Consider the following 12,686-nt stretch of genomic DNA (forward strand, 5'->3'; position numbering starts at 1 on the left):
CCTTTTTATGCCTGCTATTTAGCAATCCAAAGAGATACAGGCACAGACTGTGCAAGATACAGAAACAAAAAACCCCCGCTTTTCAGCGAGGGTTTCAATTTTGGTGGAGCTAAGCGGGATCGAACCGCTGACCTCTTGCATGCCATGCAAGCGCTCTCCCAGCTGAGCTATAGCCCCACGATGCTTTTACGTATGTACCAAATTTATTGGGATTAAATTTGGTGGAGCTAAGCGGGATCGAACCGCTGACCTCTTGCATGCCATGCAAGCGCTCTCCCAGCTGAGCTATAGCCCCACAACGTAAAGCTTGTCGAGTTGACGGGCGGCATCATATGAATTCCCTTCGCGTGTGTCAACGGCAAAATTAACTCAAAGAATTCAATCGCTGAAAAAGCAGTCAAATGAAGAACATTGCGTAACAACTCGCATTCAGTAGTTAAACGCGTCACGGTTTCTACTAAAATGGTGCTATAAAATGAGCCACTAATTAACCCCACGACTATTCAGGGAATCGTTATGTTCAAGGAACGGATGACGCCAGAAGAACTTGCTAATCTGACCGGATACAGCCGACAGACCATCAATAAATGGGTGCGCAAGGAGGGTTGGGCTACATCACCAAAACCTGGCGTACAGGGCGGTAAAGCCCGACTGGTTCACGTCACCGAACAAGTTCGTGAATACATTCGCAGCGCTGAGCGTTCAGCCGAAGGTTTATCAGATAACTTATCGTTATCCGGCGATACTTCTATTGAGGCACTGCTGATTAGACTCGCCAAAGAGATGACGCCGTCAGAACAGAAAATGTTTACGTCTCTGATCCTGCGTGAAGGCATTACGGGTTTATTACAACGCTTAGGGATCCGCGAAAACAAATAATATGAAAAAATTACGCAGCAAAATGACGACCGAAGAACTGGCGGAATGTCTCGGGGTTGCCAAACAAACCGTCAATCGTTGGATCAGGGAACAAAACTGGACCACCGAAAAATTTCCCGGCGTTAAAGGTGGTCGTGCAAGGCTGATTCATATCGACTCCAGCGTCCGCACGTTTCTGCTCAATATTCCGGCTTTTCGCAAAGTCCCTGAGGTTTATCAGGCTGAAGAATCGCTGGCAGAATACACCCCCGTGGTGCGCAGCCACGCCTGTCGCCAGATAATTAGCTCTTTGGACAACATGTCCCCTACGGAACAAGAAAAGTTGTGGCAGTTTATCTCGCGCGAAGGTATTCGTAATTTTCTTGCCCGGTTGGATATTGATGAGTCTGAATAACAGGCAAAAAAAACGGCAGGATGCACTCCTGCCGTTGTTTCATCGGTCTATCGGTCTTACTGCTGGCTTTCACGCTCAGCAATAAATGCCAGCGCTTTATTAATACGCTCAATGCTGCGGGATTTACCAATCGCATGCACCGTGACGTCTAATCCCGGAGACTGACCTGCCCCGGTAACGGCTACGCGCAGCGGCATCCCAACTTTACCCATACCCACTTCCAGCTCATCAGCGGTTGCCTGAATCGCGTGGTGCACGTTTTCTGCCGTCCACTCGCTAATCGCAGCCAGCTTGTCGCGAACCACTTCCAGCGGCTGACGCGCTACCGGACGCAGGTGTTTCTTCGCCGCGTCAGCATCGAACTCAGCAAAGTCTTCGTAGAAATAGCGGCAGCTCTGCGCCATTTCTTTCAGCGTTTTGCAACGCTCGCCCAGCAGTTTAACCAGCTCTGACAGCTGCGGACCAACGCGGGTATCGATATTTTCCTGCTCAATGTGCCATTGCAGATGCGTTGCCACATATTCCGGCGCCAGCGCATTAATGTAGTGATGGTTCAACCACTGCAATTTTTCGGTGTTGAACGCACTGGCAGATTTGCTCACTGCACCAAGGGAGAACAGTTTGATCATCTCTTCACGAGTGAAGATTTCCTGATCGCCGCTGGACCAGCCCAGACGCACCAGATAGTTCAGCAGCGCTTCCGGCAGGTAACCGTCGTCGCGATACTGCATAACGCTGACCGCACCGTGACGTTTGGAGAGTTTTTTACCATCGTCGCCGTTGATCATCGACACGTGCGCGTAAACCGGTACCGGCGCATTCAGCGCTTTCAGGATGTTGATCTGACGTGGAGTATTGTTGATATGGTCTTCACCACGAATGACGTGAGTGATTTCCATATCCCAGTCGTCAACCACAACGCAGAAGTTGTAGGTCGGAGAACCGTCGGTACGGCGGATGATCAGATCGTCCAGCTCCTGGTTGCTGAATTCGATCGGCCCACGGATCTGGTCGTCAAAAATAACGGAACCTTCCTGCGGGTTGGCAAAACGCACCACGCAAGGTTCATCAGCAGCGTGATGTTCGTGGCCGTGGCGGCAGCGGCCGTCGTAACGCGGTTTTTCACCGTTCGCCATTTGCTCTTCGCGCAGCGCGTCCAGACGCTCTTTGGAGCAGTAGCATTTATATGCAGTACCTGCTTCCAGCATCTCATCAATCACAGCGTTGTAGCGATCAAAACGTTTGGTCTGGAAGTACGGGCCTTCATCCCATTCCAGATTCAGCCAGTTCATGCCATCCATAATGGCTTCAATAGCTTCCGGCGTGGAGCGTTCGAGATCGGTGTCTTCAATACGCAGCACAAACTCACCGCCATGGTTACGTGCAAAAAGCCAGGAATAAAGAGCAGTACGCGCACCGCCGACGTGCAGGTAACCTGTCGGGCTTGGCGCGAAGCGAGTTTTGATTTTCATGAAATGGCCTTACGTTTATAAAGATGCCGACAACCGGCAAATCCAGGGAAGATTATCAGGCTCGTATTCTATCACTGTGGTCTGATTCCTCAATGTTGATCGGGTTGGAACATCACGCTTTGCCATTTTCGTATACAAATCATGCCGCATGGATTGTTTTGCGATCGTTTTGTTTAAATTTACGACGAACGAACAATTTCTTTAGAAAATGCGTTGACTCATTTTCAACTCTCCCTATAATGCGACTCCACACAGCGGGGGTGATTAGCTCAGCTGGGAGAGCACCTCCCTTACAAGGAGGGGGTCGGCGGTTCGAACCCGTCATCACCCACCAACTACTTTATGTAGTCTCCGCCGTGTAGAGTAAGAAATTGAGAAGTGGGTGATTAGCTCAGCTGGGAGAGCACCTCCCTTACAAGGAGGGGGTCGGCGGTTCGATCCCGTCATCACCCACCACTTTCTCGCCAGCTGGATTTCTTACGATAAAATTGAAGTACCGAAGTGGGTGATTAGCTCAGCTGGGAGAGCACCTCCCTTACAAGGAGGGGGTCGGCGGTTCGATCCCGTCATCACCCACCACTTCGGGGCGTTAGCTCAGTTGGTAGAGCAGTTGACTTTTAATCAATTGGTCGCAGGTTCGAATCCTGCACGCCCCACCAATGTAAAAAGGCGCCCTAAAGGCGCCTTTTTGCTATCTGCGATTTATAAGATTCGAACCTGCAGCAGGTTCGGGCCTTGCCTGATGCGCTGCGCTTATCAGGCCTACAGACAATACCGCACGCGTAGGCCGGATAAGACGTTAGTCGCCATCCGGCACAGATATCATACCGTCAATGCTGCCACCAGTTTCTCCAGCGCGGGCGTCGCCTGCTGTTGGTCATACACAATATACAAATCCGCCGGAATACGTTCCTCTAACGGTCGGAATACCACACCCGGCCAGCTCATCTGCGCATAACTGTCAGCAATCAACGTAATACCAATCCCCATGCTGATCATCGCCAGCACCGTTTGCGGCTCCCTCACCTCACGAATAATCATCGGTGAAAATCCAGCGCTCAGGCATACGCGCTGCAAAAATGCCCAGTCGGTATGAATGGAGGGCATCGTGACAAAATATTCATTTCTCAACGCCTCCAGAGGAACGAATTCACTGGCGGTAAGAGGATGTTCTTCAGGCATGGCAACCAGAAAAGAGGACTCATGCAAACGCAAACTGGTAAACCCGGGGGAAAGCTCCGTAGCCATCCGCCAAATTCCCGCATCCAGTTCACGGCGTTCCAGCATCGTCATCTGCATCGCGGGCATGTTCTCGCGAAAAAGCACCTCCACGTTGGGATTATCTTTCAGAAAACGCCGCATTACCGGGCGCATTTTTCCCCACATCGCAGTACCGATGACCCCGAGTTCAATTCGCCCTGCCTCACCGCGACCAATCTGCTCCACTCTCGCCAGCGCCTGATTGGCGCTGGATAACAGTCGGCGCGACTCTTCCATCAATATCTTTCCAGCGTGGGTTAACGCTACGCTGCGGGAATGACGGATAAATAGCAAAGTCCCGAGCTGCTGTTCCAGCTCTTTAACATGGGTACTGAGCGGCGGTTGCGACATATTCAGGCGAGCAGCAGCGCGTCCAAAATGCAGTTCTTCTGCAACAGCAAGAAAATAACGCAGTAACTTCAGATCGATGCGGTGCGTGCGTTCCATGGATAATGCGCTCCTGAAATAAGGGTAATGCGCAAAGTTACCATATTGGCTCGCAGAAAATGAAACGACGGGTATCGGAACCCGCCGCTAATGGGACGTTAATGTGCCGGTGATTTCTGTACCCGTCGTTCAGGCTCATGATTGTATTTAAAGAACAATGCAAAGATAACTGCCAGGGCCAGCGCATAGGCGGCAAAGACCAGCCAGATTGTCTGCCAATCTTTAACACCATCAACAGAAAAATAGTCCACCGCTATACCGCTCAGGATTGAACCCACCCATGCGCCAACGCCGTTTACCATCGTCATAAACAGCCCCTGCGCACTGGCGCGAATAGTTGAGCTAACCTCCTGCTCAACAAATACCGACCCTGAAATATTGAAGAAATCAAACGCACAGCCGTAGACAATCATCGACATCAGCAGCAGCACAAAACCAAACGGTGACGGATCGCCAAAGGCAAAAAAGCCAAAGCGCAGCGTCCATGCCAGCATGCTCATCAGCATCACCGTCTTAATGCCAAAGCGTTTGAGGAAGAACGGGATTGTGAGAATAAAGCCTACCTCAGCCATTTGCGAAACCGAAAGCAAAATGGAGGGGTACTTCACCACAAAACTGTCGGCGAATTCTGGGTTACGGGCAAAATCATGCAGGAACGGATTACCAAAGACATTGGTAATTTGCAGCACCGCCCCCAGCATCATCGCAAACAAAAAGAAGATTGCCATCTGCGGTTTTTTAAACAGGACAAAGGCGTCCAGCCCCAGTTTGCTGGCAAGCGTGGCGGACTCTTTTTTCTCGGCAACCGGAATTTTGGGTAATGTAAGAGCGTATAACGCCAGCAGCAATGAAGCACCTGACGCGATATACAGCTGCGCGCTACTCAACTCCAATCCCATCAGGCTGACCGTCCACATCGCCACAATAAAACCTATCGTGCCGAACACACGAATTGGCGGGAACGCAATGACCGGATCCTGACCCGATTGCGCCAGGCACGAGTATGAAACGCTGTTCGATAACGCTATTGTCGGCATATACGCCATCGCGTTAACCAACATCACCCAGAACATTGTCTGGGGATCGGTAACGGTTGTGGCGTATAGCAACACGCCAGCACACACCAGATGGCAGAGCATGTAAGCGCGCTCGGCACGTAGCCATTTATCGGCAATGATACCCATAATGCCCGGCATGATAATCGCCGCCAGCCCTTTCGAACTGTAAACCATACCGACGTTGGCACCGGTAAAATCCAGGGTGTTAATCATGTAAGAACCCAGGGTTACCAGCCAGCTTCCCCAGATGAAATATTGCAAAAACGACATGAGCTTTAAGCGAGATGCGATACCCATTTTTCCGTTCCTTGCCAAAAAAGTAAGACCCCGCAAGCGGGGTCATTTTTTAATTATTCAGGCCAGTTTGCGCAAGAAGCCGCAGATCAGATTGATGAAATTCTGCCGGGACAGTTCCGCTGCCGCCAGCGTCTGTGCGTGAGATAATTTCACATCACCCAGACCTTCCGCCAAATTAGTGATGGCTGCCACCGCAACGACTTTCAGACCGCAGTGGCGCGCAGAGATAACTTCCGGCACCACCGACATTCCCACTACATCACCACCGATAATTTGCATCATGCGGATTTCTGCCGCGGTTTCAAAGTTCGGTCCCGGATAAGAGACAAAAACCCCTTCACTCAGTGGGAACCCTTCCTCAGCGGCAACGGTTTGCAGGACCGCGCGGTAGTCAGCATCATAGGCATTCGCCAGTGAAAAGAATCGCTCACCAAAACGCTCATCGTTTGGCCCTACCATAGGCGTACCCGGCATCGTATTGATGTGATCGCTAAGCGCAACGAGACGACCTGGCCCGACTTCGGGACGCAAAGAACCTGCGGCATTCGTGCAAAACAGCAGCTCACAGCCCAGCAGCTTCAGCGTACGAATGGCATCCGTCATCACCGTCATGCCCCGCCCTTCATAGAAATGTCCACGTCCTTTCATACAGGCCACCGGTACGCCTGACAGATTTCCCAGCACCAGTTCACCGGCATGACCGTGTACGGTACTCACCGGGAAACCCGGTAGTTTCTCGTAAGAGATGGCCACCGCATCCTCAATTTGATCCGCCAGCGCGCCCAGACCAGAACCAAGGATAAACGCTACACGCGGCGTGAAATCCGGTTTGTAACCACGAATAATATCGGCGCTGTACCATGGGTTTTGCGAGAAAAGAGAGTGGCTCATAAGATGTCCTTAACACTGAGTAATCGAAAATGACGTAGCGTACAGCACAGTTATAGCGAGACTACGCAATCGATTACCAATACCGTTTATCCCGACAACCGATAGTAAATCGGTATCGATGAGGTGCGCTAAATCAGCCTGAAATCACATTATTTTCGAGCCAGAAATGGCACAGGAAAACAGATACATTAAGGTTTGGGATTTTTATGATTAAACTCCACTCGGCCGTATTATTGCTGAAGTTCTGTTCGCTGATGCCGATACTCATGTTTTATGGCACGAGGGATCCGTATGACAACTATCAACGTTTCCACCCCAACTGTTCAAAGCAGTAGCGGCGGTGGAAAAGCATCAGCCGGGAATGATATCTCCGCACAGATTGCACAAATCACCCATAAGATAACCAAGCTAACCCAGCAGCTCAAAGATATCCCCAATAGCAGTGGCAGTGTTGAGCAGAAGCGCGAGCAGCAGGAGCTTATTCAGACTCAAATCAAGATGTTACAAGCACAGCTGGCTCAATTGTTGCGCCAGCAGGCCGAGGAGTCACAGCAAAAGCAAAGCGCCGATCAAAGAAAAGCTAGCGGCGTCAACAATGCTACCGACCCACATCGGGTCGATATTTATATCTGATACAAAGGATCGCTAGCACGACCGGCGGTTAATTCACTGGCCTGCATCCGCACCACGTCCCATAACGCCTGAGCCGCGGTCGATAAAGAACGGTTTTTACGTCGCGCCAGCATCAGTTGCCGTTCAACCACCGGCGTCAGACGCTTCACCTGCAGATGACTGCCCTGCGGTAAAGGGAGCGCCAGCGCGGGGAGTACGCTAATACCAATTCCCGCCTCAACCATCGGGAACAGCGTGGCCGGGTGACCAATCTCCTGAACAATATTGGCATCAATGGAAAAGTGGGCCAGCGCCGCATCGATCAGCGGCCGACTGCCGGAAGCATAATCCTGTAGCACCAGACGCTCATGGTAGAGATCCTGCCAGTTTACCCATTCCCGCTGGGCTAAAGGATGGTCCTGCCGACACAGCAACAAGAAAGGCTCGGACAGCACGGCTTCACACTGCAAATCAGTCACGGCGCCGGGATCAATCACAATGCCAAAATCGACTTCTCCCTGGCGAATACTTTCCAGTACCCATTGCTGTGGCCGGTCGTGCAGCACAAAATCGATCGCCGGATAAAGCTGATTGCTCTGGGCAATACACTGGGGAATAAGGTGCGCCGAGATAGTCTGACTGGCAGCCACTCTGACCGTCCCGGTTAACTGCGTCCCTACCTGGCCTGCTTCACGCAAGGTGCTGTGCAGTTCGTCCAGAATGCGTTCCAGACGCGCCGCCAGCTGATGGCCAGCTTCCGTCAGCACCACTTCCCGCGTCGTTCTGTCCAACAGGCGCACACCCGTCTGCGCTTCAAGCTCTTTAACGCTATGGCTGACCGCCGACTGGCTTAAGCCAATGATATCCCCCGCCCGGCTAAAACTTTTGGCCTGAGCGACGGTAACAAAGATACGCAGCTGACGCAGAGAGTAATTCATCTATTCGATTCATATATGGATGCAATAAATCAATTTTATTTCTCAAACGGAAAAACGCAAAATGTTACTACCGAATTTCAGGAGCTTTTATGAAACTTTTTCGTATCCTTGATCCGTTCACGATAACGCTGATTACGGTTGTTTTGCTAGCGTCCTTTTTCCCGGCCGAGGGTGGCTTTGTGCCTTTCTTTGAAGGCTTAACCACCGCCGCCATTGCCCTGCTGTTTTTTATGCACGGGGCGAAGCTCTCTCGTGAGGCCATTATTGCTGGTGGTAGCCACTGGCGTTTGCATCTGTGGGTAATGTGCAGCACGTTTGTTGTCTTCCCGGTTCTGGGCGTTCTTTTCGCCTGGTGGGCGCCAGTCAACGTTGACCCAATGCTCTACACCGGTTTCCTGTACCTGTGTATTTTGCCCGCCACGGTGCAGTCAGCCATCGCCTTTACGTCGCTGGCAGGCGGTAACGTTGCCGCCGCCGTATGTTCTGCTTCCGCCTCCAGCCTGTTGGGTATTTTTCTTTCGCCGCTTCTGGTCGGGCTGGTGATGAATATGCACGGCGCAGAAGGCAGTCTGGAGCAGGTAGGAAAAATCATGCTGCAGCTGCTGCTGCCGTTTGTGCTAGGTCACCTTTCGCGTCCGTGGATTGGAAACTGGGTAGCACGACATAAAAAATGGATCGCGAAAACGGATCAATCCTCTATTTTGCTGGTGGTGTACTCCGCCTTCAGTGAAGCCGTGGTTAACGGGATCTGGCATAAAGTGGGGGTGGGTTCATTGCTGTTTATCGTGGTGGTCAGCATCATCCTGCTGGCCGTCGTGATTGGTATAAACGTCTTTGTTGCGCGTAAATGCGGCTTCAACAAAGCCGATGAAATCACCATTGTGTTCTGCGGTTCGAAAAAGAGCCTGGCGAACGGGATCCCAATGGCAAATATTCTGTTCCCGACGTCGGTGATTGGGATGATGGTGCTGCCGTTGATGATCTTCCACCAGATACAGCTGATGGCGTGCGCCGTGCTGGCGCGTCGCTACAAGCAGCAGACGGATGCATTACAGGCGCAGCAGAAAAGCCGCGCCGCGAAGGCTTAAAGCGGGCGTTTCAGGGGCTGCACCAGTTGCGTCAGCCCCTCAGTTTTAATCAGCAGCGTGATTTGCATCAGTTCGCCGAGCTTGCCCGGCGGGAACTCATCCTTTCGGGCAAACCACAGCAGATACTCTTCCGGTACATCAATCAGCCGACGACCTTTATACTTGCCAAAGGGCATCACGGTATTGGCGATTTCAACCAGCTGCTCTTTTTCCATCTCAGGCACCCAGCAAGCGGATCATTTCAGCTTCATCGATCACGGCAATCCCAAGCTCCTGCGCTTTCGCCAGTTTCGAGCCCGCCGCTTCACCGGCAATCACCAGATCGGTTTTCTTCGATACGCTGCCAGCCACTTTTGCGCCCAGCTCGGTGAGTCGCGCTTTGGCGTCATCGCGTGACATCTGGCTCAGACTCCCGGTCAGCACCACTGTTTTACCCGCGAAGGGACTGTCGATTTCTTCAGCGTTAATGACCACCGGCGCTGGCCAGTTAATCCCCTGCGCCAGCAGTTGCACGATCACCTCGCGGTTGCTCTCTTCGGCAAAGAAATTAAATACGTGGGTCGCTACCACAATGCCGACATCCGGCACTTTTTGCAGCTCTTCAATAGAGGCTGCTTCCAGCGCCTCGAGGGTGCCGAAATGCGCCGCCAGACCTGCCGCCGTGGCTTCGCCGACTTCGCGAATTCCCAGCGCGTAGAGGAAACGGGCAAACGTCGTTGCCTTCGCTTTTTCCAACGCATTCACCACGTTTTGTGCCGATTTCGGCCCCATACGATCAAGACCAGTCAGTTTACCTGCGGTCAGGGTGAAGAGATCCGCTGGGGTATGGACATACTCTTTTTCGACCAGTTGATCGATTATTTTGTCGCCCATACCGTCAACGTCGAGCGCGCGGCGGGAAACAAAGTGTTTCAGCGACTCCTTCCGCTGAGCCCCACAGATTAAACCACCGGTGCAGCGAGTGACCGCTTCGCCTTCGACACGTTCAACGTCAGAGTGACAAACCGGACAATGCTCTGGGAACACAATTTCGCGAGTATCTTCCGGGCGTTCGGAAAGCACGACGTTCACCACCTGCGGGATAACATCACCCGCGCGGCGAATGACGACTTTATCGCCGATACGCAAACCTAACCGCTCGATTTCGTCAGCGTTGTGCAGCGTTGCGTTACTGACGAGCACCCCGGCAACCTGGACCGGCTCAAGGCGGGCAACGGGCGTAATCGCCCCGGTACGTCCGACCTGAAACTCAACATCACGCACAAAGGTCATCTGCTCCTGCGCCGGGAACTTAAAGGCCACCGCCCAACGCGGTGCGCGGGCAACAAAGCCCAGTTGTTCCTGCAACGCCATAGAGTTGACTTTGACAACCACGCCGTCGATATCAAATCCCAGCGTTGGTCGGTCTTCTTCAACTTTATGATAGTAAGCGAGTACTTCCTCCGGAGAGTCGCAAAGCATGACTCTGTCGCTTACCGGCAATCCCCACTCTTTAAATTGCAGCAGGCGGCCCAGGTGAGTATCAGGCAGCACGCCGCCTTCCAGTACCCCCACGCCATAGCAGAAGAAAGTAAGCGGTCGCTTCGCTGTGATACGCGGATCAAGCTGACGCAATGACCCGGCCGCCGCGTTACGCGGGTTAGCAAAAACTTTGTTACCCGTGCGACGGGCCTCTGCGTTAATTTTTTCAAATCCGGCCTGCGGCAGGAACACTTCACCGCGCACTTCCAGACGCGTCGGAATGTTATCGCCACGCAGTTTTAACGGGATCGCGCGAATGGTGCGCACGTTAGAAGTAATGTCCTCACCCGTGGTGCCATCACCACGAGTTGCGGCACTAACCAGCACACCGTTTTCATACAGGATACTGACCGCCAGCCCGTCCAGCTTCAGCTCACAGCACCAGGTCAGTTTATCGGTACTCTTCAGCCTGTCCTGAACGCGCTTATTGAAGGCCAGAAAACTCTCTTCATCAAATACGTTATCCAGCGACAGCATTGGCACTTCATGGCGAATCTGGCTAAACGCCGTTAACGGAGCGGCGCCAACGCGCTGGGTTGGCGAGTCGGGGGTAATAAGGTCCGGATGCTGTGCTTCCAGCTCGCGCAGTTCACGCAGCAGGCGATCGTACTCCGCATCAGGAATTTCCGGCGCGTCCATCACATGGTAGAGATACTCATGATGGCGAAGCGTGGTTCGCAGTTCTGTCAGTTGTTGTTCGATTGATTCCATATCGCACCATCAATGATAAAAAACCCCCGACAGGCGGGGGTTTAGCAAGGAGATGTCACGCCAGAGGAAAATCAGGCGTGAGATTCTTTAACTTCGCGGATGCGGTCCTGATACTCGCGCAGTTTCTGCGGCGTCATCATGCGACGTTGATCGTCGAGCACCACACCGCCCACTTCATCGGCAATGTGCTGTGCGGACTGCAGCATCAGCTTAAAGTTTTGCAGCTCGTCCCCGTAGGACGGAACCTGCATAAAAATGGTCACGCCAGGAGTGCTGAAGTCGCCCGTCATTTCTGGGTCAAACGTTCCCGGGTTAACCATATTGGCAAGGCTAAACAGCGACGGACCGCTGCCATCCGGGCTCAAATGGCGATGGAAAATATTCATATCACCAAATTTGAAACCGGCCTGCTGAATGCTGTTGAGCAGCACTTCACCGTTGAGCTCGCTACCGTGATGCGCAGCAACGTTCATAATGATGACCGCTTCTTTACGCTGCGGTTTTTCAGCAACAGGCGCTTCTTCTACTACTGGCTCAGGCTGCGGTTGATGTTCAACGACAGGCTCAGCTGGCTGGAAGGTCTGCGGCGCAGGTTGCGGGGCTTGCTGCACGGGTTGCTGAACCTGCGGCGCAGCGGGTTGATGCTGCATCGGCTGTTGCGCAGGTTGCTGCTGAACAGGCTGATGTTGCACCGGCTGCTGCGGTTGTACAGGCTGCGGCGGCTGCTGAACATGCGGCGGCGGTACCGGCGCTTGTGCAGGCTGCTGCGCGGATTGACGCGGCTGAGCAGACGCATAAGGCGGCTGGTACTGGTGTTGCGGCGACTGAGGAGGAACCCCATGTTCCTGCGCATTACCGGGAGCATGATTCACACGATGAACGCGAACTTCGCCCACGCCTTCGTCTTCCTCGACGTTGTCGTCGAACGAATCCTCGTCTTCACGTTTAGACTTCATGCGTTTCAGTGGGCGATCGCGGAATATAGAAGACCGCTCTTTACGGCTAGTCCAAAAACCATGTACCAGTAAAGCGATTATGGCGATCGCGCCAACAATGATTAATATCAGACGCAAATCCTGCATCATTATATTCTCTGTTGTTCTAACACCTTGCCACCA

General features: G+C 52.7%; 12 protein-coding genes and 6 tRNA genes. 8 read left to right on the forward strand and 10 right to left on the reverse strand.

The features are described 5' to 3' along the window. Positions 1 to 101 precede the first annotated feature (101 nt). Positions 102 to 177: transfer RNA gene (locus LA337_16275), tRNA-Ala, on the reverse strand. A 42-nt stretch (positions 178 to 219) separates the two neighbouring features. Then, positions 220 to 295, reverse strand: a tRNA-Ala gene (locus LA337_16280). Positions 296 to 516: 221 nt separating this feature from the next. Here LA337_16280 and LA337_16285 point away from each other — a divergent pair. Both LA337_16285 and LA337_16290 read left to right on the forward strand, forming a co-directional pair. Then, entirely contained in the window at positions 517 to 879 is a 363-nt protein-coding gene (locus LA337_16285) for a putative DNA-binding transcriptional regulator (protein UBI14730.1), read from the forward strand. 1 nt (position 880) lies between these two features. Continuing rightward, positions 881 to 1,273, forward strand: a complete 393-nt coding sequence (locus LA337_16290) for a putative DNA-binding transcriptional regulator (GenBank protein ID UBI14731.1) — start codon at positions 881 to 883, stop codon at positions 1,271 to 1,273. Between the two features lie 56 nt (positions 1,274 to 1,329). On the opposite strand, the gene gltX is transcribed toward LA337_16290, so the two are convergent. Continuing rightward, a complete protein-coding gene (gltX, locus tag LA337_16295; GenBank protein UBI14732.1) occupies positions 1,330 to 2,745 on the reverse strand; it encodes a glutamate--tRNA ligase in 1,416 nt (471 codons plus the stop codon). A 258-nt stretch (positions 2,746 to 3,003) separates the two neighbouring features. On the opposite strand from gltX, the gene LA337_16300 reads away from it, so the two are divergent. From LA337_16300 to LA337_16315, 4 genes are all read left to right on the forward strand, one after another. Beyond that, positions 3,004 to 3,079: transfer RNA gene (locus LA337_16300), tRNA-Val, on the forward strand. A 46-nt stretch (positions 3,080 to 3,125) separates the two neighbouring features. After that, a tRNA-Val gene (locus LA337_16305) sits at positions 3,126 to 3,201 on the forward strand. Between the two features lie 47 nt (positions 3,202 to 3,248). Continuing rightward, positions 3,249 to 3,324: transfer RNA gene (locus LA337_16310), tRNA-Val, on the forward strand. A 4-nt stretch (positions 3,325 to 3,328) separates the two neighbouring features. Next, a tRNA-Lys gene (locus LA337_16315) sits at positions 3,329 to 3,404 on the forward strand. A gap of 163 nt (positions 3,405 to 3,567) precedes the next feature. Here LA337_16315 and LA337_16320 read toward each other — a convergent pair. The 3 genes from LA337_16320 to xapA all read right to left on the reverse strand — a co-directional run bounded on the left by LA337_16320 (position 3,568) and on the right by xapA (position 6,698). Beyond that, on the reverse strand, positions 3,568 to 4,452 hold the full coding sequence (locus tag LA337_16320) for a LysR family transcriptional regulator (protein UBI14733.1): 885 nt from the start codon (positions 4,450 to 4,452) through the stop codon (positions 3,568 to 3,570). Positions 4,453 to 4,550: 98 nt separating this feature from the next. Next, complete coding sequence (locus LA337_16325) at positions 4,551 to 5,807, reverse strand: nucleoside permease (protein ID UBI14734.1); 1,257 nt, start codon at positions 5,805 to 5,807, stop codon at positions 4,551 to 4,553. Between the two features lie 57 nt (positions 5,808 to 5,864). After that, a complete protein-coding gene (xapA, locus tag LA337_16330; protein ID UBI14735.1) occupies positions 5,865 to 6,698 on the reverse strand; it encodes a xanthosine phosphorylase in 834 nt (277 codons plus the stop codon). A gap of 291 nt (positions 6,699 to 6,989) precedes the next feature. On the opposite strand from xapA, the gene LA337_16335 reads away from it, so the two are divergent. Beyond that, positions 6,990 to 7,331 (forward strand): FlxA-like family protein, encoded by a 342-nt coding sequence (locus tag LA337_16335; GenBank protein ID UBI14736.1) that lies wholly within the window; start codon positions 6,990 to 6,992, stop codon positions 7,329 to 7,331. On the opposite strand, the gene LA337_16340 is transcribed toward LA337_16335, so the two are convergent. After that, positions 7,322 to 8,248 carry a LysR family transcriptional regulator gene (locus LA337_16340; GenBank protein ID UBI14737.1) on the reverse strand — a complete coding sequence of 309 codons (927 nt, stop codon included), beginning with the start codon at positions 8,246 to 8,248 and terminating at the stop codon, positions 7,322 to 7,324. The genes LA337_16335 and LA337_16340 overlap by 10 nt on opposite strands. A gap of 89 nt (positions 8,249 to 8,337) precedes the next feature. On the opposite strand from LA337_16340, the gene LA337_16345 reads away from it, so the two are divergent. Further along, complete coding sequence (locus LA337_16345; GenBank protein UBI14738.1) at positions 8,338 to 9,336, forward strand: bile acid:sodium symporter; 999 nt, start codon at positions 8,338 to 8,340, stop codon at positions 9,334 to 9,336. Here the strand turns inward: LA337_16345 and LA337_16350 are convergent. The 3 genes from LA337_16350 to zipA form a co-directional block, all read right to left on the reverse strand. After that, positions 9,333 to 9,551, reverse strand: a complete 219-nt coding sequence (locus tag LA337_16350) for a DUF3820 family protein (GenBank protein ID UBI14739.1) — start codon at positions 9,549 to 9,551, stop codon at positions 9,333 to 9,335. The genes LA337_16345 and LA337_16350 overlap by 4 nt on opposite strands. 1 nt (position 9,552) lies before the next feature. Beyond that, positions 9,553 to 11,568, reverse strand: a complete 2,016-nt coding sequence (ligA, locus tag LA337_16355; GenBank protein ID UBI14740.1) for an NAD-dependent DNA ligase LigA — start codon at positions 11,566 to 11,568, stop codon at positions 9,553 to 9,555. A gap of 71 nt (positions 11,569 to 11,639) precedes the next feature. Next, entirely contained in the window at positions 11,640 to 12,653 is a 1,014-nt protein-coding gene (gene zipA, locus LA337_16360) for a cell division protein ZipA (GenBank protein UBI14741.1), read from the reverse strand. Between the last annotated feature and the right edge of the window lie 33 nt (positions 12,654 to 12,686).

This window comes from Citrobacter europaeus (genome assembly GCA_020099315.1).
Classification (GTDB): domain Bacteria; phylum Pseudomonadota; class Gammaproteobacteria; order Enterobacterales; family Enterobacteriaceae; genus Citrobacter; species Citrobacter europaeus.

What these genes read in the sequence shown, in the direction of transcription:
- LA337_16285 (UBI14730.1), top strand. Translation starts at nt 517, where the DNA reads ATGTTCAAGGAACGGATGACGCCAGAAGAACTTGCTAATCTGACCGGA.
- LA337_16290 (UBI14731.1), top strand. Translation starts at nt 881, where the DNA reads ATGAAAAAATTACGCAGCAAAATGACGACCGAAGAACTGGCGGAATGT.
- gltX (UBI14732.1), bottom strand. Translation starts at nt 2,745, where the DNA reads ATGAAAATCAAAACTCGCTTCGCGCCAAGCCCGACAGGTTACCTGCAC.
- LA337_16320 (UBI14733.1), bottom strand. Translation starts at nt 4,452, where the DNA reads ATGGAACGCACGCACCGCATCGATCTGAAGTTACTGCGTTATTTTCTT.
- LA337_16325 (UBI14734.1), bottom strand. Translation starts at nt 5,807, where the DNA reads ATGGGTATCGCATCTCGCTTAAAGCTCATGTCGTTTTTGCAATATTTC.
- xapA (UBI14735.1), bottom strand. Translation starts at nt 6,698, where the DNA reads ATGAGCCACTCTCTTTTCTCGCAAAACCCATGGTACAGCGCCGATATT.
- LA337_16335 (UBI14736.1), top strand. Translation starts at nt 6,990, where the DNA reads ATGACAACTATCAACGTTTCCACCCCAACTGTTCAAAGCAGTAGCGGC.
- LA337_16340 (UBI14737.1), bottom strand. Translation starts at nt 8,248, where the DNA reads ATGAATTACTCTCTGCGTCAGCTGCGTATCTTTGTTACCGTCGCTCAG.
- LA337_16345 (UBI14738.1), top strand. Translation starts at nt 8,338, where the DNA reads ATGAAACTTTTTCGTATCCTTGATCCGTTCACGATAACGCTGATTACG.
- LA337_16350 (UBI14739.1), bottom strand. Translation starts at nt 9,551, where the DNA reads ATGGAAAAAGAGCAGCTGGTTGAAATCGCCAATACCGTGATGCCCTTT.
- ligA (UBI14740.1), bottom strand. Translation starts at nt 11,568, where the DNA reads ATGGAATCAATCGAACAACAACTGACAGAACTGCGAACCACGCTTCGC.
- zipA (UBI14741.1), bottom strand. Translation starts at nt 12,653, where the DNA reads ATGATGCAGGATTTGCGTCTGATATTAATCATTGTTGGCGCGATCGCC.